Annotated in this window: 20 protein-coding genes; 4 read left to right on the top strand and 16 right to left on the bottom strand. The window is 70.3% G+C overall.

All coding sequences use genetic code 11. The features are described 5' to 3' along the window. Nucleotides 1–39 precede the first annotated feature (39 nt). Nucleotides 40–1401 carry a sodium-dependent transporter gene (locus E2169_RS02755; protein WP_132985066.1) on the bottom strand — a complete coding sequence of 454 codons (1362 nt, stop codon included), beginning with the start codon at nucleotides 1399–1401 and terminating at the stop codon, nucleotides 40–42. Between the two features lie 39 nt (nucleotides 1402–1440). Continuing rightward, nucleotides 1441–2943, bottom strand: a complete 1503-nt coding sequence (gene nhaC, locus E2169_RS02750; RefSeq protein WP_132985065.1) for a Na+/H+ antiporter NhaC — start codon at nucleotides 2941–2943, stop codon at nucleotides 1441–1443. Nucleotides 2944–3256: 313 nt separating this feature from the next. Here nhaC and E2169_RS02745 point away from each other — a divergent pair, with 313 nt between their 5' ends. After that, nucleotides 3257–3805, top strand: a complete 549-nt coding sequence (locus tag E2169_RS02745; protein WP_132985459.1) for an NUDIX hydrolase — start codon at nucleotides 3257–3259, stop codon at nucleotides 3803–3805. Here E2169_RS02745 and serA read toward each other — a convergent pair. Continuing rightward, nucleotides 3802–5034 carry a phosphoglycerate dehydrogenase gene (serA, locus tag E2169_RS02740; protein ID WP_132985064.1) on the bottom strand — a complete coding sequence of 411 codons (1233 nt, stop codon included), beginning with the start codon at nucleotides 5032–5034 and terminating at the stop codon, nucleotides 3802–3804. The genes E2169_RS02745 and serA overlap by 4 nt on opposite strands. A 119-nt stretch (nucleotides 5035–5153) precedes the next feature. Here serA and E2169_RS02735 point away from each other — a divergent pair, with 119 nt between their 5' ends. The 3 genes from E2169_RS02735 (at nucleotide 5154) to E2169_RS02725 (ending at nucleotide 9084) form a co-directional block, all read left to right on the top strand. Then, nucleotides 5154–6557 carry an FAD-binding oxidoreductase gene (locus E2169_RS02735; RefSeq protein ID WP_132985063.1) on the top strand — a complete coding sequence of 468 codons (1404 nt, stop codon included), beginning with the start codon at nucleotides 5154–5156 and terminating at the stop codon, nucleotides 6555–6557. Continuing rightward, nucleotides 6554–6856, top strand: a complete 303-nt coding sequence (locus E2169_RS02730; protein ID WP_132985062.1) for a DUF2388 domain-containing protein — start codon at nucleotides 6554–6556, stop codon at nucleotides 6854–6856. Before E2169_RS02735 ends, E2169_RS02730 begins: the two co-directional genes overlap by 4 nt. Before the next feature lie 182 nt (nucleotides 6857–7038). After that, the gene (locus E2169_RS02725; protein WP_132985061.1) at nucleotides 7039–9084 is read left to right on the top strand and encodes a DUF7844 domain-containing protein; all 2046 of its coding nucleotides are present in this window, start codon (nucleotides 7039–7041) and stop codon (nucleotides 9082–9084) included. Nucleotides 9085–9156: 72 nt separating this feature from the next. Here the strand turns inward: E2169_RS02725 and yeiP are convergent, their stop codons facing one another. The 13 genes from yeiP to E2169_RS02660 form a co-directional block, all read right to left on the bottom strand. Beyond that, the gene (gene yeiP / locus E2169_RS02720; RefSeq protein ID WP_132985060.1) at nucleotides 9157–9723 is read right to left on the bottom strand and encodes an elongation factor P-like protein YeiP; all 567 of its coding nucleotides are present in this window, start codon (nucleotides 9721–9723) and stop codon (nucleotides 9157–9159) included. Between the two features lie 10 nt (nucleotides 9724–9733). Further along, nucleotides 9734–10504 carry an SDR family NAD(P)-dependent oxidoreductase gene (locus E2169_RS02715; RefSeq protein ID WP_132985059.1) on the bottom strand — a complete coding sequence of 257 codons (771 nt, stop codon included), beginning with the start codon at nucleotides 10502–10504 and terminating at the stop codon, nucleotides 9734–9736. Nucleotides 10505–10606: 102 nt separating this feature from the next. Further along, entirely contained in the window at nucleotides 10607–13177 is a 2571-nt protein-coding gene (locus tag E2169_RS02710; protein ID WP_229659104.1) for a sensor domain-containing protein, read from the bottom strand. Next, complete coding sequence (locus tag E2169_RS02705) at nucleotides 13174–14073, bottom strand: hydroxymethylglutaryl-CoA lyase (RefSeq protein WP_194461755.1); 900 nt, start codon at nucleotides 14071–14073, stop codon at nucleotides 13174–13176. The genes E2169_RS02710 and E2169_RS02705 overlap by 4 nt, the downstream gene beginning before the upstream one ends. 1 nt (nucleotide 14074) lies before the next feature. Next, nucleotides 14075–16084 (bottom strand): acetyl/propionyl/methylcrotonyl-CoA carboxylase subunit alpha, encoded by a 2010-nt coding sequence (locus tag E2169_RS02700; RefSeq protein WP_132985057.1) that lies wholly within the window; start codon nucleotides 16082–16084, stop codon nucleotides 14075–14077. A 48-nt stretch (nucleotides 16085–16132) separates the two neighbouring features. Next, the gene (locus E2169_RS02695; protein WP_132985056.1) at nucleotides 16133–16516 is read right to left on the bottom strand and encodes a GxxExxY protein; all 384 of its coding nucleotides are present in this window, start codon (nucleotides 16514–16516) and stop codon (nucleotides 16133–16135) included. 83 nt (nucleotides 16517–16599) lie between these two features. Next, a complete protein-coding gene (locus E2169_RS02690) occupies nucleotides 16600–17382 on the bottom strand; it encodes an enoyl-CoA hydratase-related protein (protein ID WP_132985055.1) in 783 nt (260 codons plus the stop codon). A gap of 80 nt (nucleotides 17383–17462) precedes the next feature. Further along, complete coding sequence (locus tag E2169_RS02685) at nucleotides 17463–17831, bottom strand: hypothetical protein (RefSeq protein ID WP_132985054.1); 369 nt, start codon at nucleotides 17829–17831, stop codon at nucleotides 17463–17465. Next, nucleotides 17828–18391 carry a bactofilin family protein gene (locus E2169_RS02680; RefSeq protein WP_132985053.1) on the bottom strand — a complete coding sequence of 188 codons (564 nt, stop codon included), beginning with the start codon at nucleotides 18389–18391 and terminating at the stop codon, nucleotides 17828–17830. Before E2169_RS02680 ends, E2169_RS02685 begins: the two co-directional genes overlap by 4 nt. A gap of 167 nt (nucleotides 18392–18558) precedes the next feature. Further along, the gene (locus tag E2169_RS02675; RefSeq protein WP_132985052.1) at nucleotides 18559–20166 is read right to left on the bottom strand and encodes a carboxyl transferase domain-containing protein; all 1608 of its coding nucleotides are present in this window, start codon (nucleotides 20164–20166) and stop codon (nucleotides 18559–18561) included. A gap of 524 nt (nucleotides 20167–20690) precedes the next feature. Beyond that, the gene (locus E2169_RS14515) at nucleotides 20691–21083 is read right to left on the bottom strand and encodes a hypothetical protein (RefSeq protein ID WP_132985051.1); all 393 of its coding nucleotides are present in this window, start codon (nucleotides 21081–21083) and stop codon (nucleotides 20691–20693) included. A 121-nt stretch (nucleotides 21084–21204) separates the two neighbouring features. Beyond that, on the bottom strand, nucleotides 21205–21543 hold the full coding sequence (locus E2169_RS02665; RefSeq protein ID WP_132985050.1) for a hypothetical protein: 339 nt from the start codon (nucleotides 21541–21543) through the stop codon (nucleotides 21205–21207). Between the two features lie 137 nt (nucleotides 21544–21680). After that, entirely contained in the window at nucleotides 21681–22856 is a 1176-nt protein-coding gene (locus E2169_RS02660; RefSeq protein WP_132985049.1) for a thiolase family protein, read from the bottom strand. Nucleotides 22857–22870 lie beyond the last annotated feature (14 nt).

The raw sequence follows: 22870 nt of genomic DNA, 5'->3' as shown, positions 1-22870 counted from the left end.
GACCTTCCGGCCGGCGCCCGCGCCCGATGCCGGTGTGGGTCAGAGCACTGCGCTTGCCAGCACCGCCAGCACCAGCAGCGGTGCGACGATGCGCAGCAGCCAGCGCCAGGCGGTGAACAGGCCGTCGGGCATTTCCGACAGCTGCTCGCGCAGGATGGTCAGGTTCAGCGCCCAGCCCGTGAACAGCGCGATCAGCAGGCCGCCGAGCGGCAGCATCAGGTCATTGGCCACCAGCTCGATGAAATCCATGATGCTGCGGTCGAAGATGCGGACCTCCGACCAGACGTTGAGCGACAGCACGGAAAGCAGGCCCAGCAGCCAGCACAGGCCGGCCATCGCCAACGCGGCCAGCTTGCGACGCCTGATCCCGAACTTCTCCACCATGAACGCGGTGGCGGGCTCCAGCAGCGAGATCGATGACGTCCACGCCGCCACCGCCAGCAGGCCGAAGAACAGCAGGCCGTAGACCACGCCCACCGACATGGCCTCGAATGCCAGCGGCAGCGAGGTGAAGATCAGGCCGGGACCGCCGCCGGCGGGTTCGAGCCCGAACGACAGCACGATCGGGAAGATGGCCATGCCGGCCAGCAGCGCGACGGTGGTATCGGTCAGCGCCACCGCGATGCCGACGCGTGGGATCGAGATGCCCTCGCGGGGCAGGTAGGCGCCATAGGTCATCATCGTGCACATGCCCAGGCTCAGCGAGAAGAACGCCTGGCCCATGGCGCGCAGGAACACGTTGCCGTCGATCTCGGACCAGTCGGGCCGGAACAGGAAGGTCAGCGACTGGCCCATGTAGCCCGTGCTCATGCCGTAGCCCACCAGCACCAGCAGCAGCAGGAACAGCGCCGGCATCAGGAAGCGCACCGCGCGCTCCAGGCCCTTCTCCACGCCCATCGCCACGACCACGACGGTCAGCAGCATGAACAGCCCGTGCCAGAACGTCAGCTCCAGCGGGCTGGCGAGCAGGGCCGTGAATGTCGCAGCCGGATCGGTGATGCCGGCGCCACCGAACAGCTGCTTGAGATAGAGCCAGGCGTAGTGCAGCGTCCAGCCCGCGACCACGCTGTAGAAGCTCAGGATCAGGATGCCGGCGATGATGCCGATCCAGCCGATGCCGACCCAGGCCTTGCCGACACCGCTGTCGCGGACCAGCCCGCGCAGCGTATTGATCGGGCTCATGCGGCCGTGGCGGCCGATCAGCACTTCCGCCATCAGGATCGGCAGCCCCACCATGGCGATGCATCCCAGATAGACCAGGACGAACGCGCCGCCGCCGTTGTCGGAGGTCATGTACGGGAACCGCCAGATGTTGCCGAGGCCGACCGCAGAGCCGGTGGCGGCAAGGATGAACGTCAGGCGGGAAGACCACATGCCGTGGATGGAGGTTGTCTTGTCCATGGGCGAATCCGGAAAAGTCGAAGGGCGCGCGCGGCCTGGTCAGCCGCGCGTCGGGGAGGTGTCTGGCGTCGCCGCCGCGGGCGTCGCGGCCTGGGTGGCGTCCGGCAGCCGCAGGATCTTGAACCCCGCATAGGCCAGGACCAGGGCGACCAGCGGACTGACCAGGTTGAAGAACGCGTAGGGCAGGTAGTCGAGCGTGGCGACGCCGAGCGTCGCAGCCATGTAGGCGCCGCAGGTGTTCCAGGGAATCAGTGGCGAGGTCATCGTGCCCGCGTCTTCGAGCGCGCGCGACAGGTTCACCGGATCCAGCCCGCGCCTGCGGTATTCAGGCTGGAACAGACGCCCGGTCAGCACGATCGACATGTACTGGTCGGCCGTCACCACGTTGGCGCCGAATGCCGTGGCCAGGGTGGCGGCGATCAGCGACCCGGTCGAACGCGCCGCCTTCAGCACGCTGCGGATCATCCGCTCCAGAAGCCCGGTACGCTCCATGACCGCACCGAAGCCCATCGCGCAGACCACCAGCCACACCGTGTTGAGCATGCTCGACATGCCGCCGCGGCTCAGCAGCTCATCGAGCGCGGCATTGCCGCTCGCGGCCTGGTAGCCGTCGAACATCGCCTTCCACGCGCCCGACAGCAGCGCCATCGGCCGCGCCAGCGCCTCGTTTCCCGCCAGCGCGATGACGATGTCGGGCTGGAAGACCACCGCGAACACCGCGCCCAGCAGCGCGCCGATCATGATCGTCGGGAACGCCGGGAAGCGCATGATGGCCAGTGCGAAGACCACCAGCATCGGCAGCAGCAGGTACCAGCCCAGCGTGAACTGCGCATCGAGCAGGGCGGGCAGGTCGCCGAAGGCAGCGCCTTCGCCATCGCCGCGCACGCCAAAGCCGAGCACGGTGAACAGCAGCAGGGCAATGACGATGCTCGGGCCCGTGGTCCAGACCATGTGCCGGATGTGCGCGAACAGCTCGCTGCCCGCGGCGGCCGGGGCGATGTTCGTGGTGTCCGACAGCGGCGACATCTTGTCGCCGAAGTAGGCGCCGGATATCACCGCGCCTGCGGTGACCGGCAACGACATGTCGAGACCCTGCGCCACGCCGATCAATGCCACGCCCAGCGTGCCGGCGACCGTCCAGGAACTGCCGATCGTCAACGCGACGATCGCGCAGACCAGGCACGTGGCCGGGTAGAAATACGTCGGGTGCAGCAGCTTCATGCCGTAGACGATCATCATCGGCACCGTGCCGCTGAGGATCCAGGTCCCGATCAGTGCGCCCACCGCCAGCAGGATGAAGATCGGCACGACTGCCAGCGACACGCCGTGCACCAGGGTCCCCTGGATATCGTCCCATTGCACGCCGTTGCGCAGGCCGATGATCGCCGCGATGCCGGCCGCCAGCAGCAGGGAAATCTGGTTGGCGCCGTAGGAGGCATCGTCCTTGTACAGGTACACCGCCAGCCCCAGCGCGACCGACAGGAACAACAGCGGTAGCAGCGCCTGCCACAGCGACGGCTCGCGCAAGGGACGTGCATTCATGCGGGTTGGGGCGCCTTGCGGTCGTTGCTGACGTCGAGGCCGCCGGAGCCGTTCGAGGCGAGCGCAGGCGTCGAGGCACGACGGGCCATGGGGGCAGGCAGGAAACCCGGCCAGGCACGCGTGCGCGGAAAGACCCCGTGCGGATGCCCGCGGGGGTGAAGACGGTCGCTACGGCTCAATGGGCCCCCTGTCGGACGATGGCAACGCTGCCGTACCTTGCCAAAGCGCTTGCGTGCGCACAAGCGGCAGTGCAGCGCGGACACAGCGATAATGGTGGCCCCCGACCGGAATGCCCGCGATGCGGCAAGGCGATATGACACAGGATCCGCTGGCCGCCCTCGAATCCGCATTCACTGCCCATGCCTCGGCATGGCCGCAGGAGGCGGACGTGGCGCGGCAGTGCGTCGAGCTGCTGCGCGACAGCATCGATCCCTTCGCACGCACGCGGCTGGACGGCCATTTCACCGCGTCCTCGTGGCTGGTCGGCGCCGATGGCCGGCGCGCGCTGCTCACCCACCACCGCAAGCTCGACCGCTGGCTGCAGCCCGGCGGCCATGCCGATGGCGACACGGACCTGGCGCGGGTGGCGCTGCGCGAGGCCGGCGAGGAAAGCGGCCTGACCGGCCTGCGCCTGGAAGGCGGCATCTTCGACCTCGACCGCCACTGGATTCCCGAGCGCAAGGGTATCCAGGGGCACTGGCATTACGACGTGCGCTACGTGGTGCGCGCCGGCGCCGACGAGGCCTTCGTGGTCGGCGAAGAATCGCACGACCTCGCCTGGCTCGACGTCGAGGCGATCGCTGCCGATGACGCGATGGACCCGTCACTGCGCCGCATGGCGCGCAAGTGGCTGCAACGCTAATAGAGGATGCGCGTGCGCAGGGTGTCCGGCACCTCGGCCAGCTGCGCGCGCAGCGCCCGCGCCTGCTCCGGCGTGGCGCCGACGTCGATCACCACGTAGCCGACGTTGGCGTCGGTGCGCAGGTACTGGCCGTCGATGTTGAGGCCGGCCGCCGAAAACAATTCGTTGATCCGCGACAGCACGCCCGGCACGTTGCGGTGGATGTGCAGGATGCGCTGGCTGCCCTCGTGGCCGGGCAGCGCGACTTCGGGGAAGTTGACCGCCGACAGCGTGCCGCCGTTGTCGCTGTAGCGCACCAGCTTGGCCGCGACCTCCAGGCCGATGTTGTCCTGCGCCTCCAGCGTGCTGCCGCCGACGTGCGGGGTCAGCAGCACGTTGTCGAAGCGGGTCAGCGGCGATTCGAAGGCCTCGTCGTTGCCCTTGGGCTCGACCGGGAACACGTCGATCGCGGCGCCGCCGACGTGGCCGCTTTCAAGCGCCGCGGCCAGCGCGTCGATGTCGACCACGGTGCCGCGCGAGGCATTGACCAGGTGCGCGCCGGACTTCATCGCGGCGAGTTCCGCCGCGCCGATCATCATCTGCGTGGCCGCGGTCTCCGGCACGTGCAGCGTGACCACGTCGGCCCGTGCGAGCAGGTCGTCGAGCCCGGTGGCCGCGCGCGCGTTGCCCAGCGACAGCTTGGCCTCGATGTCGTGGAACAGCACCTGCATGCCCAGGCCCTCCGCCAGCAGCCCGACCTGGGTGCCGATGTGGCCGTAGCCGACGATGCCCAGGGTCTTGCCGCGCACCTCGTGGCTGCCGGTGGCCGACTTCAGCCATCCGCCGCGCAGGCAGGCGGCGTGGCGCGCAGGCACGCCGCGCATCAGCATGATGACCTCGGCCAGCACCAGCTCGGCCACGCTGCGGGTATTGGAATAGGGCGCGTTGAACACCGGCACGCCGGCGCGCACCGCGGCCTCGAGGTCGACCTGGTTGGTGCCGATGCAGAAGCAGCCCACCGCCATCAGTCGCCGCGCTTCGGCCAGCACCCCGGCGCTCAGCTGCGTGCGCGAGCGGATGCCGACGATATGCGCCTCGCGGATGCGTTCGACCAGCGCATCCCCGGTCAGCGAGCCGGCGTGGGTCTCGATGCTGGAATAGCCGGCGTCGCGGAACACGGCCACCGCGCTCGGGCTGACGCCTTCCAGCAGCAGCACGCGGATGTCCTTGCGGGGGTAGGAGGTTTTCATCGTCGGCCGACAGTCGGGAAGACCCGCAGTGTGCCAGCGGAGGCGCGTTGTTGCACTGCAGCGCTGGACGCTGGCCGGCGCCGCTGGCAGGCTGCAGCCTCCACCCCGGCGGCCACGCGATGAGCGACCCGAGACTCGAATCCCTGCGCCTGGCAGCGCCCGGCCTGCGCCTGGCCACCGCGCCCGACGAGCTGCTGCACTACGGCCGCGACTGGACGCGCCGCTGGACGCCGGCGCCGCTGGCCATCGCGCTGCCCGGCAGCGTCGACGAAGTGCAGGCGGTGCTGCGCTGGGCGAGCGCCGAAGGCGTGGCGGTGGTGCCGTCCGGCGGCCGCACGGGGCTGTCGGGCGGCGCCGTGGCGGCGAACGGCGAGCTCGTGCTGAGCCTGGAGCGCATGCGCCGCGTGCTCGCCTTCGATCCCGTCGACCGCACGCTCACTGTCGAAGCCGGCGCGCCGCTGGAAGCCGTGCAGGACGCCGCACGCGGCCACGGCCTGCAATACCCGGTCGACTTCGCCGCGCGCGGCTCCTGCACCATCGGCGGCAACATCGCCACCAATGCCGGCGGCATCCGCGTGCTGCGCTACGGCAACACCCGCGAGTGGGTCGCGGGCCTGAAGCTGGTCACCGCCACCGGCGAACTGCTCGACCTCAACCGCGGCCTGGTCAAGAACTCCAGCGGCTACGACCTGCGCCACCTCGCCATCGCCTCCGAAGGCACGCTGGGCGTGGTGGTCGAAGCCACGCTGAAGCTGGCCCCGCCGCCGCCGCCCACTGCCACCCTGCTGCTCGCGCTGCCCTCGTTCGAGGTGCTGATGCAGGTGTTCCAGGCGCTGCGCACGCGGCTGTCGCTGGAAGCCTTCGAGTTCTTCACCGATGTCGCCCTGCGCCACGTGCTCGCGCACGGTGCACAGGCGCCGTTCGAGCGCGCATATCCCTACTACGTGGTCGTGGAGGCCGCGGCCGACGGCCCCGACGACGCCCGCCTGCTCGAGGCGTTCGAACATTGCGCAGGACAGGGCTGGGTCGAGGACGGCGTGGTCGCGCAGTCGCAGGCGCAGGCGGCGCAGCTGTGGCGCCTGCGCGAGGGCATCACCGAGGCGCTGGCGCCGCACCTGCCCTACAAGAACGACGTCGCCGTGCGGGTGTCGGCGATGCCGGCCTTCCTGGGCGAAGCGCAGGCGCTGCTGGCCGCGGAATACCCGGAGTTCGAGGTCGCCTGGTTCGGGCACATCGGCGACGGCAACCTGCACATCAACGTGCTGAAGCCGGCGGCTCTCGGCCAGGACGACTTCGTCGCGCGCTGTGGTGATGTCACGGCCCATCTGGCGGGCCTGGTTCAGCGCCACGCGGGCACCATCTCCGCTGAGCACGGCATCGGCCTGGTCAAGAAGGCCTACCTCGGCTCCACGCGCAGCGCGGCCGAGATCGCGGTCATGCGGGCGGTTCGCACGGCGCTCGATCCCGCCGGTATCCTCAACCCCGGAAAACTCTTCGATCCCCCACCTGGTAGCCACGCATGATCCGTATTGCAATCGCCTGCGCCTTCGCGCTCGCCATCTCCGCCCCCGTCCACGCCTCCAGCTTCGCAGGCACCAGCGCCGGTGCGGGTTCCGCGTCCAGCGGGGCTTCGTCGGGTTCGACGTCCGGCAACGACAAGGTCGTGCTGAACGCACGCGAGGACGCCGCGGGCTTCGTCGCCAGCGACGGCCGCATCCGCGGTGCGCGGCTCGAGGCGGCACTGCGCCACCTGCGCGAACACTCGGTGGAGGCGCGTGACGCCAGTGATCTCGCGCTGGCACAGGCGATCCTGGCGCGTTGATCCTGGCGTGCGGCGTGCGGCGGGGTGTTTGGGTACTCCGCACGCTGAGCAGCTGCGCTGCTCTTTATGCGTGCTGCGTACCCATGCATCCTCCGCCCTCGATATCCCGGCGTCCTCCGACATCGTGAACACAGGAGGTTCCGATTCACAGCACTCTGCCGAACGCGGATGGGAAGGGCCGGGTGACGACGCGCCCCGTTCCCTGGCTGCGCGCGACCGCGATCGCGCTGACGGTCGTGTTGGCGATGGCGCCAGCCATGGCGGCGCAGGCGGCGTTCACGCATGAGTCGGGCATTCGCCTGGCGGACGGAGATCCTGAAAGCGGGCTTCGCGGTGGGGACGTGCATGCGGATCCGCGCACGGATGTGGCCTTGCGGATCGAGCTTGCGGATGCGCTGTCGGAGAGCGAAGCCGCAGCGACCCGCGCGCTGATCGACGACACGCTGTCGCGCCTGCCGCCGCGCTGGCAGGCGCAGGAGGCATCGCTGCGGCTGGCGTGGCGGGACGACTTGCCCGGGCATGTGCATGGGCGCATCCGCGGCGACCGGATCGCGCTGTCGCGGGTGTTGCTGCAAGGAATCCTGCCCGCGGACCAGGCGCCTGCAATCGCCGACGGGCGCTCCACGGAGCACGTGGACGTTGCGGGCGGGCAGGGCACCGACATGCCGCCGCGCGCGGCGGTCGCGGCGCTGCTGCATGAACTGGCCCACCACCGGGATCGCACGCATGGCCTGTCGCGCGATCCGCGGCTGCTCGACCTCGCCGGCTGGCAGGTGCGGCCGCTGTGGCCCGGGCGCGGCCGCGACAACGCGTTCAGTGCGCGCAGCCCGGATGCGTACGAGTTGCATTCGCCGGCCGAGTTCGTGGCGGTGAACCTGGAGCACTTCCTGCTCGATCCCGGCTATGCCTGCCGGCGGCCGGCGCTGCATGCGCATTTCGCGGCGCACTTCGGCTGGGCGCCGGACGCGACGGACTGCGCCGCCACGCTGCCTTACGTCGATGCCGGCGTGCTGGCCGATGCCGACGCGCCGTCGCTGCTCGAGATCGATCCGGCGCGCGTGGTCGCCGTCGACTACCTGCTGGCCGGCGACGGCGAGGCGATGATGAGCCGGTGGGGCCACTCCATGCTGCGCCTGGTGATCTGCGCGCCCGGCCGCGCGCCGGGGCCGGACTGTCGCCTCGATCTCGAGCACCACCGCGTGCTGTCCTTCCGCGCCTTCGTCGACGACCTGCAGCTGTCGAGCTGGCACGGGCTGACGGGCGGGTATCCGTCGCGGCTGTTCGTGCTGCCGCTGCAGCAGGTGGTCGACGAGTACGCGCGCGTCGAGCTGCGGCCGCTGGACTCGATCCCGCTGCGGCTGTCGGCGGGCGAGATCAGGGGGTTGCTGGAGCGCGCCGCGCGGGTGCACTGGAGCTATGACGGCCGCTATCGCTTCATCGGCAACAACTGTGCGGTCGAGACCTGGAAGCTGCTGCACGACGGCCTGCCGCGCGTTGCGGATGCGGGCCTGGCGAGCATCACGCCGAAGGGATTGCTGCGGCGCCTGCGCCGCGCGGGCCTGGTGGACGACGCCCGGGTGCCGGCGGACGCCGACGAAGCGCTCCGCCTGGGCTATCGCTTCGAGCCCTGGAGCACGTACTACCAGTCGCTGTACGACACCGCGCGCGAACGCCTTGCGCTAGGACCCGTGGACGTCGAGGAGTGGCTGCGCATGGCGGCGGTGGATCGTGCGCCCTGGCTGCAGCGCGCCGACATGCGCGCATCCGCCGCCTTGCTGCTGCTGGAAGAGGCCGCGCTGCGCCGCGAGGAGCAGCACGCGCGCGACGCGCTCAAGCGGCTGGCGTTCCGCGCCGGCGGTGCCGGCAGCGCCCGCGATGAGGGCAGCGAAGGCGGTTCGGCTGCCGCTGTCACTGCCGCCGCGGACGGCGGCTTGCTGCCACTGCTTGCAGAGGCGCTGCGCGAAGGCGGCGCACTTGCGAGCCCATCCGGGCTGCTGTCGCTGCCAGGCTACGGCTTGCCGCAGGCCGCGGAGCGCGAGCAGGCGCGCTCCGGAGCCGGCGAACGCGCGGCGCGCCTGCGGGCGCTGGATGCGCGCCTGCACGCGACCGCGCGCGACTGGCTGCCGCCTGCGGACAGAGCCTCGCTGGAGCAGGCCGAGGCCAATATCGCCGCCCTCGGCGCCCGCCTGCGCGAGCTGCACGAAGCCGGGGGTGGCCTGGCGCTGTAGCGCATCGAACGGAGCAACGCGATGTTCGGCGCGGCCAGGCGAGAAGGTATGTGGTGTCGTCGCTTGGGGCGATCAGTCCGCGCGGCCGGAGAACTCGCCGCTGGTGGTGTTCACCAGCACGCGCTCGCCGTTGGCGATGTACTCCGGGACCAGGATCTCGAGCCCCGTCGACAGCCGTGCAGGCTTCGGACGCTTGGTCGCGGTGCCGCCCTTGAGCTCGGGCGGCGTCTCCACCACGTCCAGTGCGACGGTCTGCGGCAGCTGCACCCCTACCGGCATGTCGTCGATGACCTGCACGAAGCAGCCGGACAGACCATCGGTGATGTAATCCGCGTCGTCGCCGACCACGTCGGCGTCGAGGGTGTAGGGCGTGTAGTCCTCGTCGTCCATGAACACGAAGGCCTCGCCGTCCCGGTACGAATAGCTGGCCTGGCGGCGCAGCAGCTCGACTTCCTTCAGCTCGTCGTCGCCGTCGAAGGAGGCATCGACCTTGTTGCCGCCGGGCACGCTGTACATGGTGAAGCGGAAGCGCACGTTGCCGCCGCGGCCCTGCGGCGAGCTGCGCTCGATGTCGCGCACCTGGAAAACGGTGCCGTTGTGCTCGACCACGTTGCCCTTCTTGACGTCGTAAGCCTTCATCGGATGTTCCTCAGCGGGGTGCCAGGCGCACGGCGCCGTCCAGGCGGATGGTTTCGCCGTTGATGTAGCGGTTGCCGGCGATGTAGGCGACCACGTCGGCGAATTCCTCGGGGCGACCCAGGCGCGACGGGAAGGGGATCGAGGCCGACAGCGACTGCTGCACGTCCTCGGGCATGCCGTCGACCATCGGTGTCCAGAAGATGCCCGGGGCGATGGTGTTGACGCGGATGCCGAAGCGGGCCAGCTCACGCGCCATCGGAAGCGTCATGGCGACGACACCGCCCTTGGATGCGGAATACGCCGCCTGGCCGATCTGCCCTTCGTAGGCCGCGACCGACGCGGTGTTGACGATCAGCCCGCGCTCGCCATCCTCGCCGGGCGCGTTGTCCTGCATCAGCGCGGCGCCGGCCTTGGCGACGTTGAAGCTGCCCACCAGGTTCACCATCACCGTGGACTGGAAGCGTGCCAGCGGCATCGCGCCCTCGCGCCCGAGCACGCGCCCGGCGCCGAGGATGCCGGCGCAGTTGACCACCATGTTCAGGCCGCCCAGGAACTCCTTCGCGGCCGCGACGTTCGTGGCCACGGCGTCCTCGCTGGTGACGTCGGTGGCGAAGTAGCGCGCCCTGGCATCGCCCAGCGCAGCGACGGCGGCTGCGCCCTTGTCGTCATTGACGTCGAACAGGGCGACCCGGCCGCCATCGGCGACGATGCGGGTGGCGACGGCGAGTCCGAGTCCGGACACGCCGCCGGTGACAAGGGCGCGGATGGAGTCTGCTTGCATGGTGGTCCCGGGAGTGCGGAAAGCCGCGATTTTACCGATTTCCCCCCGCCCCGCCTTTCCGCCGCCACCGTGTCGGTATCGTAGGAGCAACTGTAGCTGCTCCTACAGGGGTGGGGGTGATCGCAGCCGGCGCGCCAGTTCGTCGGGCGCCAGGCCGGGCGCGAACAGGAAGCCCTGGCCCACCGGCACGTCGAGTTCGAGCAGGAAGCGCCGCTGCTCCTCGGTTTCGATGCCTTCGGCCACCAGTCCCAGGCCGAGGCTGCGCGCGATGCCCGCCACCGCCTGGCAGACGGCCACGTCGGACTGGTTGCCGGGCACGCCGGCCACGAACAGCTGGCTGAGCTTCAGCCCCTGGATCGGCAGCCGGCGCAGGTAGTTCAGCGCGCTGTAGCCTTCGCCGAAGTCGTCGATGGCGAGCGTCACCCCGAGCGCGCGCAGCGCCGCGAAGTTGCCCAGCGTCTCCGGCGCGTCCTCGATCAGCACGCGTTCGGTGAACTCCAGCTCCAGCGCCGCGCCGGGCAGGTCGAATTCCTGCAGCAGGCTGCACACGGACGCCGTCAGGTCGCTGCCCAGCAGCTGCCGGTAGGACACGTTCACCGCCACGCGCACGATGCCCAGGCCCTGCTCGCGCCAGGCGGCGGCCTGGCGGCAGGCTTCCCGCAGCACCCAGCCGCCGATGCGCACGATGTCGCCGGTACCCTCGGCCTGGGCGATGAAGTGGTCCGGGCGCATCTCGCCCAGGCGCTCGTTGTTCCAGCGGATCAGGGCTTCGGCGCCGAGCACCCGGCCGCTGGCGAGCTCGACCTGCGGCTGGTAGACGAGGTGGAACTCGCCGTTGTCGGTGGCGTGGCGCAGCTGGGTCTCGAACTGCAGCCGCTCGCGCTGCGACTGCGCCAGCGCCGGGGTGTAGGCCAGGCGGCCGTTGCGGGTGCGCCGCTTGCTCTCGTACATGGCGGCGTCGGCGTGCTGGATCAGCGTCTGCGTGTCCGAGCCGTCCTGCGGCGAGCGCGCGATGCCGATGCTGGCGGTCACCACGAACTCGTCCTTGTCGAAGCCGAAGCCGACCGAGAAGGCATCCAGGATCGCATCGGCGAGCCGCTCGGGACGCCCGGGATCGTCGCCGCAGACGCAGGCGACCAGGAACTCGTCGCCGCCGAAGCGCGCGATCAACCCCTGGTCGCCCACCGACGCGCGCAGGCGGTCGGCCGCGACCGAGAGCAGGCTGTCGCCGGCGGCGTGGCCAAGCACGTCGTTGACCAGCTTGAAGCGGTCCAGATCGATGTACAGCACCGCCACCGGCGCCGCCCCCGCGGCGTCGAGCCGGCTGGCGATCTCCTCCAGCATGGCGTCGCGGTTGAGCAGGCCGGTGAGCGGATCGCTGCGCGCGAGCACGCGCAGGCTCTGCTCGCCGTGCTTGCTGACGGTGATGTCCTGCAGGGTGCCGGTGATCCGCGCGGCGCCGGCCACGCCGGTGCCGCTCTCGCCGATCACGCGCACCCAGAACGGCCGGCCGTCGCCACGCAGGCCCTGCAGGTCGAGCTCGAAGCCGGTGCCGCCGGCGACCGCGTCCAGCGCCTGCCGCAGGCGCGCGCGGTCGGCGGGAAGCAGGTAGTCGGCCATGCTGTCCATCGAGGCCGGCGGCTGCGCGCCGGACAGGATCCGCGCGGCCTCGTCGGTGAGGTAGAGCTTGCCGCTGGCGCGGTCCCACTCCCAGCCGCCGATGCTGGCCAGCAGCTGCACGCGGTCGAACAGGGCGCTGTCGCGCTTGAGCTCGGTGACATCGGACAGCAGCGACAGCACTTGTTCCGGACGGTCGGCTCCGGCGGCGTAGTGGGGGATGGAGGTCACCGACAGCCACAGCAGCTGCCTGCGGGCCCGGTGATACAGCCCGACCAGGGTGCCGCCCACCTGGTGGCCCTCGTGCAGCGCGCGCATGGCCGGGAAGGCGGACATCGGCATTTCACTGCCGTCCGCGTGCAGCAGCATCCAGTGTTCGAACAGGCCGTCGCCGTGCGGCGAGGGTTCGCCCTGCTGGGCGCCGATCATGCGCAGCGCCGCGGTGTTGGCATGCACCAGCGAACCGTCCGCGTCCTGGATCAGGATGCCCTTGTCGATCACTTCGAGCAGGTCGCGATAGCGCGCTTCGGCCTCGCGGCGGCGGCTCAGGTCGCGGGCCACGGCAACGACGCAGCGCCGGCCCTCGTGCTCGAATCCGGCCGAGTGCACTTCCACCGGGAAGCGCGTGCCGTCGACGCGCATGTTGCTGACCTCGATGACATAGGTCTCGCCGCGATCGACCGCCTCGAGCACCGGTGCCATGTGGTCGCAGGGCAGGTCGGGATTGAGCACGTGGATGGGCTGGCCGATGACCTCGCTGCGCGGGCGGCGATAGGCCGCCATGCCGGCCGTGTTGAGGTCGAGCACGGTGCCGTCGGCGGCGATCACGCTCACCGGGTCGGGCACGGCGTGGAACAGGGCCTGGTAGCGCATCTGCGCGTCCTGCACGTCGGCGCTCGCCGTGCGCAGGGCCTCGGCGGCCTGGTGCAACAGGCCGCGCATGGATGCGGGGAACGCGGGGTCGCGGCCGGCCGCGTCGAGTTCCGTCAGGATCCGCTCGCCGTCGCCGTCGCTTGACGGCCGCAGCGGTGGATCCGGCGGCAGCGACCTGCTCACCCCGCGGCCCGCGCCCGGGTGACCTTGCTGCCCGTGTCGCGTCCGAGGATGCCCGCCAGCCAGGCGCCGGTGTCGACCAGGGCGTCGAGGTCGACGCCGGTCTCCACGCCCAGGCCGTGCAGCATGTAGACCAGGTCCTCGGTGGCGAGGTTGCCGCTGGCGCCCCGGGCGTAGGGGCAGCCGCCGGTGCCGGAGACCGCGGCGTCGACCACCGCCACGCCTTCGCCCAGGCAGGCCAGCACGTTGGCCAGCGCCTGGCCGAAGGTGTCATGGAAATGCACCGCCAGTGCCGGCATCGGCACCTCGGCGGCCACCGCCAGCAGCATGTCGCGCGCCTTGCCGGGCGTGCCGACGCCGATGGTGTCGCCCAGCGAGATCTCGTAGCAGCCCATCGCATGCAGCGCGCTCGCCACCCGCACCACGTCGGCCAGCGGCACCTCGCCCTGGTAGGGGCAGCCGAGCACGGTGGACACGTAGCCGCGCACGCGCACGCCGTCGGCCTGCGCGCGTTCGAGCACCGGCGCGAAGCGCTCCAGCGACTCGTCGATGCCGGCGTTGGTGTTGCGGCGGTTGAAGGTTTCGGACGCCGCGGTGAACACGGCCACCTCGTCGGCGCCCACCGCGCGGGCGCGCTCGTAGCCCTGCAGGTTGGGCACCAGCACCGGGTAGCGCACCTCGGCGCGGCGCGCGATGCCGGCATAGACCTCGGCGGCGTCGGCCAGCTGCGGCACCCACTTCGGGCTGACGAAGCTGGTGGCCTCCACTGTCTGCAGACCGGTGGCGGACAGCCGGTCGATCAGCTCGATCTTGGCCGCGGTGGGCACGATCGTGGATTCGTTCTGGAGCCCGTCGCGTGGGCCGACCTCGACGATGCGCACCTGCCGCGGAAGCGCCACCTCAGTCCTCCAGGATGACCAGTACGGCGTCGGCATCGACGAAGTCGCCCTCGCGGGCAAGCACCTCAGCGACCACGCCGTCGCGCGGCGCCTTGAGCGCGAGTTCCATCTTCATCGCTTCCATGACCAGCAATTCCTGTCCCTCGCTGACGCGGTCGCCGGGCTTGACCCGGGTGACCACGATACGCCCCGGCATCGGCGCCGCAACCCGGTTGCCGCCCCCGGCCTCGCCGCTGCGCGTGGGTTCGTAGGCGGCGATGCGCTCGAAACGCCAGCGGCGGCGACCGTCGTGGACCAGCACGGCACCGCCATCGGCGTCGATCGGAAAGCGCATTCCCCGGCCGTTGAAACGTGCTTGCAGGATTCCGGAGGCCATCGTCGCGCCCTCGACCGACAGCGGCGCCCCGTCCTCGAAGCCGATGCGGTAGTCGCCACCGGCGCCGTGCGCGACCGCGACGTGACGCGCGTCGCCCTCGCCCAGCACCACCCGGCGCAGGCCGGCGTGGCCCAGTCGCCAGCCATCGGCGATCGCCCAGGGCGAGCCCGGGTCGCTGCTGCCGGCGGCCGCGCAGCGGGCTTCGGCCTCGGCGCCGAGCAGCATCGCCACCGCCGCCGCCGCGCGCGCTTCGGCATGGCCCTGCGCATGCGCATCGCTGTCGCCGATGAACTCGTCGAGATGGCGATCGAGATAGCCGGTGTCGATGCGGCCTTCCACCACGGCGGGGTGGCGGGCGAGGCGTTCGAGGAAGGCGATGTTCGACTTCGGTCCTTCCACCACGCAGCCGGCCAGCGCCGAGCGCAGGCGCGCCAGCGCGGCGTCGCGGTCGGCGGCATGGACGATGAGCTTGGCGATCATCGGGTCGTAGAAAATCGAGACCACGTCGCCCTCGACCACGCCCGAATCGACGCGCACGCCCTCGGCTGCGGCCGGCAGGCGCAGGCGCTGCAGGCGGCCGGAGCCGGGCAGGAAACCGGCATCCGGATCCTCCGCGTACAGGCGCACCTCGATGGCGTGCCCACGCTGCGGGACCGCGTCCTGCGCCAGCGGCAAGGGCTCGCCCGAGGCCACCCGCAGCTGCCACTCGACCAGGTCGAGACCGGTCACCATCTCGGTCACCGGATGCTCCACCTGCAGCCGCGTGTTGATCTCCATGAAGAAAAACTCGCCCGACGGCGCCACGATGAACTCCACCGTGCCGGCGTTGGCATAGCCGATCGTGCGCGCGGCCAGCACCGCCGCGTCGCCCATGCGCGTGCGCAGCTCCGGCGTCAGGAAGGTCGAGGGCGCCTCTTCCAGCACCTTCTGGTAGCGGCGCTGCGCCGAACACTCGCGCTCGTTCAAGTGGATGGTGTTGCCTTGCGAATCCGCGAACACCTGGATCTCGATGTGCCGCGGCGACTCGATATAACGCTCAAGCAGCACCCGGTCACGCCCGAACGCGTTGCGCGCCTCGCGCTGGCAGCTTTCCAGCGCCGGCAGGAACTCCTCGGCCGAGCGCGCGATGCGCATGCCCTTGCCGCCGCCGCCGTGCGCGGCCTTGATCATCAGCGGGAAGCCGATGCGCTCCGCCTCGCGCGCGAGCAGCTCCGGCGCCTGCTCCTCGCCTGTATAGCCCGGCACCACCGGCACCCCGGCAGCGGCCATCAGGTCCTTGGCCCCGGCCTTGCTGCCCATGCGCCGCATCGACTCCGCCTTCGGCCCGATGAACACCATCCCCGCGGCCTCGACCGCATCGGCGAAGTCCGCGTTCTCGCTCAGGAAGCCGTAGCCCGGATGGATCGCCTGCGCGCCGCTGGCCAGCGCCGCCGCGATGATCGCGTCCCCGCGCAGGTAACTGTCCTGCGGCCGCGGCCCCCCGATCGGGCATGCCTCGTCGGCCAGGCGCACGTGCTGCGCGCTGGCGTCGGCCTCCGAGTACACGGCCACCGTGGCAATGCCGAGCCGGCGCGCGGTGCGGATGACGCGGCAGGCGATTTCGCCGCGGTTGGCGATGAGGATTTTGGAGAGCATTTTTTTGGCCACGGATTTGCGCGGATTACGCGGATCAGGCTGAGGAGTCTATGAGAAAACGCGGCGACGGAAGTCGGGACGGGGACCGAAGTTGAGCAGAAGGCCGACGCGGATCCCGGTTGCCTTCAGATAGTTGAGGAGCTGGGCTTCGTGGGCGTCGGTCAACGCGCGGGTGGCCTTGATCTCGACGAGGAGGCAATCCTCCACGAGCAGATCGGTACGGAATTCGCCGACAACGTGGTTGTGGAACCGCACTGCCACAGGTACCTGCCGCTCTACCCGCAGTCCGCACTCATGCAGCCTGATTGCTAGCGCCCCCTCATACACACTCTCCAGGAACCCATGCCCCAACTCGTTGTACGTATCAAAAAAAGTCCCGATCACCTGCTTGCTGACCCGCCGATGCATCAGCCCCACCAAGTCCGCATCCATGCGTTCCTCCTGATCCAGTCTGTTCTTGCCTCAGCCTGATCCGCGTAATCCGCGCAAATCCGTGGCCAAAGAAGCTTTTGCCCTTACTCCACCCACCCTGGCCTGCGCTTGTCGAGAAACGCCCCCAGCCCCTCCTGGCCCTCTGCGGAAACGCGCAGGCCGGCGATGAGTGCGGCGTTGTCGTGGTCGAGGCGGTCGCGGTCGGTCGCGGCGGCAACGGTGCGGACGAGGCGCTTGGCGTCGGCCGAGGCGCGGGGCGCGGCCTTCAGGAGGAGGTCGAGCTGGCGGTCGAGCGCTGCATCCAGCGCATCCGCGGCCACGACTTCGTGCAGCAGGCCGATGCGCAAGGCTTCGGCCGCGTCGAAGATCTCCGCGGTCGCGAAGTAGCGGCGTGCATTGCGCGCGCCGATGGCGGCGATGACGTAGGGCGAGATCACCGCCGGCAGCAGGCCCAGGCGGCTTTCGGTCAGGCCGAACTTCGCCTCCGGCACGCCGATGGCGATGTCGCAGCAGGCCACCAGGCCCACGCCGCCGCCGAAGGCCGCGCCGTGGACGCGGGCGATGGTCGGCTTGGGCAGCTCGTCGAGCGTGCGCATCAGCTTCGCCAGGCGCAGCGAGTCCTCGCGGTTGGCGTCTTCGCTGGCCGAAGCCATCGCGCGCATCCAGTTGAGGTCGGCACCGGCCGAGAACGATGCGCCGGCGCCTTCCAGCACCACTGCGCGCACCGCGTCATCGCCGGCCAGGGCGTCAAGCGCCGCGGTCAGCTCGGCGATCAGCGCATCATCGAAGGCGTTGTGGACGGAGGGCCGATGCAAGCACAGGCGCGCGATCGCACCTTGCCGGGTAACGGTGAGCTTGGAGGACATCGGCGATTCCGGCAGCGAAAACCCGATGATAGCCGCGCACCCCGTAGGAGCAGCTATAGCTGCTCCTACGGGGGCGCGGTTCAGTGCCGCGACGTCGGCTTCTTCGGCATGCGTCGCATGTCGTTGGTCGGCATCAGTTCGACGGCCAGGGTGAAGGTGCGGGCGTCGCCGGGGTGGATGGCGCCGACGCCAACCACCTGGTGCGAGACCTCGGTGCCTTCATCGTCGCGGATGGTCAGCACCACCGAGTATTCCCAGGCGCCGCCTTCGGAGGGGTGGCGGATCTCGCCCTCCACCTGCAGCGCGCGGGTGACCTGGCCCGGCTCCGACTTGTCGTCGAAGCGCAGGTAGTGGCGGCACGACGGACAGACCGTCGCGCTCTCCAGGATCGTGGTCTTGCAGTGCGGGCAGGTGCGCGTGGCACCTGCCGCACCGGGTCGTGCGCTCACGAGACGAGGTCGAGGCCGGCCTTGTCCTTGTCCTTCTGCGCCTTGTCGTCCTTGCCCTTGCCGGGGGCGGCGCCGTCGTCCCAGCCGCACTCGACGTGGCCGCGGATGCGCGAGCCGGAGGCGACGGTGAGGGTGCCGGCCTTGACGTCGCCGATCAGCACGGCGGACGGCTGCAGTTCGACGCGGTCGGCGGACTCGATGTTGCCCTCGAGCTCGCCGGCCACGGTCACGCGCTTGGCGCGCACGCCGCCGTTGAGGCGGGCGCCGCTGTCGATGGTGAGGTCGCCCTCGACGTTGACGTCGCCCTTGAACTTGCCGGCGATGCGGACATGGCCGCTGCCGGAGATCTTGCCTTCGATGGTGAGGTCGGAGGCGATCACGGATTCCTTGGCCTGCGGGACCGGCGCGGGTGCGGCCGCCGGGCGGCTGGTCTGGAAGGGGGCCTCGGCCGGCTGGAAGTCGGCGGCGGCAGGGCTCGGCTCGCGCGCGGGCGGAGTGGAATCCTTGCCGAAGGGCAGGGAGCTGTCTTTCTTGGCGGAGCCTTGCGGGAAGATGGCCATGTCGCGGTGTTTCCTCGGTGCGGTCGGGGGATCAGGGAACTCCGACATTAGCACGCAGCCGCCTTCACACGCCTGTGACGTGGCTCACCAAATCCGAAGCCCGACAAGGACTTAGCGGCCGGGCTGTAGCGCGGGGCCGAGGGCGCGGGTCGCGGCTTCAGCCGCTCCTACATGCGGAACACGCCGAAGCGGGCAGACTCGACGGGCGCATTCAGCGAAGCCGAAACCGCCAGTCCCAGCACCCGGCGGGTATCGGCCGGATCGATGATGCCGTCGTCCCACAGCCGCGCGGTGGAATACCACGGGCTGCCCTGGTGTTCGTACTGGTCGCGGATCGGCGCCTTGAACGCCTCTTCCTCGTCCGCGCTCCATTCGTCGCCGCGGGCCTCGATGCCGTCGCGCCTGACCGTGGCCAGTACGCTCGCGGCCTGTTCGCCGCCCATGACGCTGATGCGCGCGTTCGGCCACATCCACAGGAAGCGGGCGCCGTAGGCGCGGCCGCACATCGCATAGTTGCCGGCGCCGAAGCTGCCGCCGATGACCACGGTGAACTTGGGCACGGACGAGCACGCGACCGCCGTGACCATCTTCGCCCCGTCCTTGGCGATGCCGGCGTTCTCGTACTTGCGGCCGACCATGAAGCCGGTGATGTTCTGCAGGAACACCAGCGGGATGCCGCGCTGGTTGCACAGCTCGATGAAGTGCGCGCCCTTGAGCGCCGACTCCGAGAACAGGATGCCGTTGTTGGCGACGATGCCGACCGGATAGCCGTGCAGGTGCGCGAAGCCGGTGACCAGGGTCTTGCCGTAGCGCGCCTTGAATTCCTGGAACTCGCTGCCGTCGACGATGCGCGCGATCACTTCGCGGATGTCGAAGGGCCGCCGCGTGTCCTTCGGCACGATGCCGTACAGCTCTTCGGCCGCGAACAGCGGTTCGGCGACCGGGCGCGTGGCCACCGGCAGCACCTTGCGGCGGTTGAAGGTGCCGACGATGTCGCGCGCGATCTGCAGCGCGTGCCGGTCGTCCTCGGCGAAGTGGTCGGCGACGCCGGACACCGCAGTGTGCACGTCGGCCCCGCCCAGCGATTCGGCATCCACCACTTCGCCGGTGGCCGCCTTCACCAGCGGCGGGCCGCCGAGGAAGATCGTGCCCTGTTCCTTCACGATCACCGACTCGTCGCACATCGCCGGCACGTAGGCGCCGCCGGCGGTGCAGCTGCCCATCACCACCGCGACCTGCGGGATGTTCTCCGCGCTCATCCGCGCCTGGTTGTAGAAGATGCGGCCGAAGTGCTCGCGGTCCGGGAATACCTCGTCCTGCAGCGGCAGGAAGGCGCCGCCGGAGTCGACCAGGTACACGCAGGGCAGGTGGTTCTCGCGCGCGATCTCCTGCGCGCGCAGGTGCTTCTTCACCGTCATCGGGAAGTAGGTGCCGCCCTTGACCGTGGCGTCGTTGGCCACGATCACCACTTCCTGTCCCATCACCCGGCCGATGCCGCAGACCATGCCGGCGGCGGGCGCCGCGCCGTCGTACATCTCCTCGGCCGCCAGCGGCGCGATCTCGAGGAAGGGCGAGCCGGGATCGAGCAGTGCGGCGATGCGCTCGCGCGGGAGCAGCTTGCCGCGGGCAACGTGCCTGTCGCGCGCCTTGTCGCCGCCGCCGTCGGCGGCGCGCGCCAGGCGGGCATCGAGTTCGTCCACCAGGGCGCGATGCCAGGCGACGTTGTCCTGGAAGTCCTGCGAGCGCGGATCGAGGCTGGAAGCAAGTGCGGGCATGCGGTGGCCGGTCAGGTGCGTGGGAAGGCGCAACAGCATACCGGGAGCGTTCCCGCGGGTGGCCGGGCACGAAAAAAGGTTCATCTCCCTACTGAGGGAATGGCGCGCCATTGATGCTCTCGGGCGCCGGGTGCCAAGGCCCTTGAGTGCTCATGTCCCCCGGCGCTGGCCTGCGGCCATCGCCTCCTCCTTGACTTCGCTCTCAAGGGCCTTGGCACCCGGTGCGCAGCAGTACGCGGTGGCCCCAGGAGCAAAGCCGGTATCCCGCGAGGCCGCAGCAACGCCGAGCCCCGCCGTGGCCGTGAGGCCTTCGCGGGGAAGTCAAGGAGGAGGCATCCGCCGCCAGGCGGATGCCGGGGGACATGAGCCGCGAAGGCTTCACGGCCGCGGCGGGGCCCCTCCAGGTCACGGCGACGGATAGCGAAGGAAGCAGACACTCCTCGTCGAACCGGTTCCCCGGAGTTCGGAGATGAGCCAAAAAAAGGGCCCGCCGGAGCGGGCCCTTGAAGTACGGCTTGCGTGGATCAGTTGCGAACGTCTTCCGCGGCGCGGTCGGCGGCGTCGGCGGCCTTCTGCAGCGCGTCGGCGCTGGCCTCGCGGGCGCGGGCCTCGGCGTCGGCGGCAGCGGCGCCCACTTCGTCGGCGGCGTTCTGCGCGGCGACTTCGGCGTCGGTAGCAGCCGCGTCAGCGGCGGCGCCGGCTTCGGCGGCAGCCTCCTCGGTGGCGGCGGCAGTGGCGTCCCAGCCGGCCTCGGCGGCATTGCCGGCGGCAACGGCGGCGTCGCGGGCGGCGTCACCGGCCTGCTCCATGGCGGCTTCGGCCTCGGCGGCTTCCTGCTGCGCGGTGGTGGTGTCGTTCTGGCAGGCGGCCAGGACAAAGATGCAGGCGGTGGCCAGGAGGGCGGTCTTGATCTTCATGGGTGGTTCCTCGTCATCGAAGGGACCGTGTTCTCGGCCCGGGGTAGGAACGGAAAGGCCGCTGGAAACCAGCGGCCCTCCGATATTGCTTTGTTGCTCTCGAACCTGTGGAACCCAGTGATTACTGGTCCACGGCTTCGTCGGCAGCCTCTTCGGTCGCGTCGGCGGCCTCGTCGGCAGCGTCGGCAGCCTCTTCGGCCACGTCCGCGGCAGCGTCGGCGGCCGAGCCGTCGATCGCCGTGGCGGCGTCGGCAGCCGCATCGGCAGCGGCGTCAGCAGCGGCAGCGGCGCTTTCGGCAGCGGCGTCGGCAGCGGAAGTACCGGCCAGCGCGGCGTCAGCGGCAGCCTGGTCGGCGGCCTCGGCAGCGTCGGCGGCGGCGTTTGCAGCCTGGTCCTGGTTCGAGCAGGCGGCCAGGCCAAGGCCCAGCGCCAGCGCGATCAGCAGCTTGTTCATGCTCATTGTTTCTTATCCTCGTCGTGGTATCAGGTCAACGCACACAAGTGCGCCGGATATCATGATGACAAGCCTCGATCGACTGTCAAGCGGTAGTTTGAAGTCGAACTTGTAAAGGCCGCGTTAACGGCTCCGGCAAACGTTCAGGCCAGCTCGACCGCGATCGCGGTCGCCTCGCCGCCGCCGATGCACAGCGAAGCCACGCCGCGCTTGCCGCCGCGCGCCTTCAGCGCGTGCAGCAGGGTCACCACCAGACGCGCACCGCTGGCGCCGATCGGATGGCCCAGCGCGCACGCACCGCCGTTGACGTTCAGCCTGTCGTGGGGAATGCCGAGGTCCTGCATGGGCGCCATGGCCACGCATGCGAAGGCTTCGTTGATCTCGAACAGATCGACATCCTCCACCTTCCAGCCGGCCTTCTCCAGCACGTTCGAGATCGCCTTGACCGGCGCGGTAGTGAACCACTCGGGGGCCTGGGCGTGGGTGGCATGGGCCACGATGCGGGCCAGCGGCTGCAGGCCGCGGCTGGTGGCCTCGTCGGCCGACATCAGCACCGTGGCGGCGGCGCCGTCGGAGATCTTCGACGACGACGCGGCGGTCAGCACGCCGTCCTTGCCGAAGGCCGCGCGCAGGGTGGGGATCCTGTCGAGCGCGATCTTGCCGGGCTCCTCGTCGGTGTCGGAGACCACGTCGCCCTTGCGGGTCTTGACCGTCACCGGGACGATCTCGTCCTTGAACGCACCGTCGGCGATCGCCTGCTGCGCGCGGCGCGCGCTTTCGGCCGAGAACGCGTCCACGGCTTCGCGGGTCATGTCGTACTTCGCGCAGGTGGCGTCGCCGAACACGCCCATGGACTGGCCGTCGTAGGGATTGGTCAGGCCGTCCCAGGCCATGTGGTCGAGGAACTCGGCGCTGCCGTAGCGGATGCCGGTGCGCGAACCGTTGAGCAGGTGCGGCGCGTTGGTCATCGACTCCATGCCGCCTGCCACGACCACCTTGGCCGAGCCGGCCTTGATGATGTCGGTGGCGAACATGATCGCCTTCATGCCCGAGCCGCAGACCTTGTTGATGGTGGTCGCGCCCGCGGCATCGGGGATGCCCGCCGCGCGCGAGGCCTGGCGCGCCGGCGCCTGGCCGAGGCCGGCCGGGAGCACGCAGCCCATGATCACTTCGTCGACCTGGTCGGCGCTCACGCCGCCGTGGCCGAGCGCGCCTTCGATCGCCGCAGCGCCTAGGGTGGGGGTCGGCACGCCTGTGAACTGGCCGAGCATGGAACCGATGGCGGTGCGCTTGGCACCCACGATGACGACGTCGGTCATGGGAAGGACTCCAG

The sequence above is a fragment of the Luteimonas terricola genome, from assembly GCF_004352845.1.
GTDB lineage: Bacteria > Pseudomonadota > Gammaproteobacteria > Xanthomonadales > Xanthomonadaceae > Luteimonas > Luteimonas terricola.
This window is presented reverse-complemented; position numbering and strand designations above follow the sequence as displayed.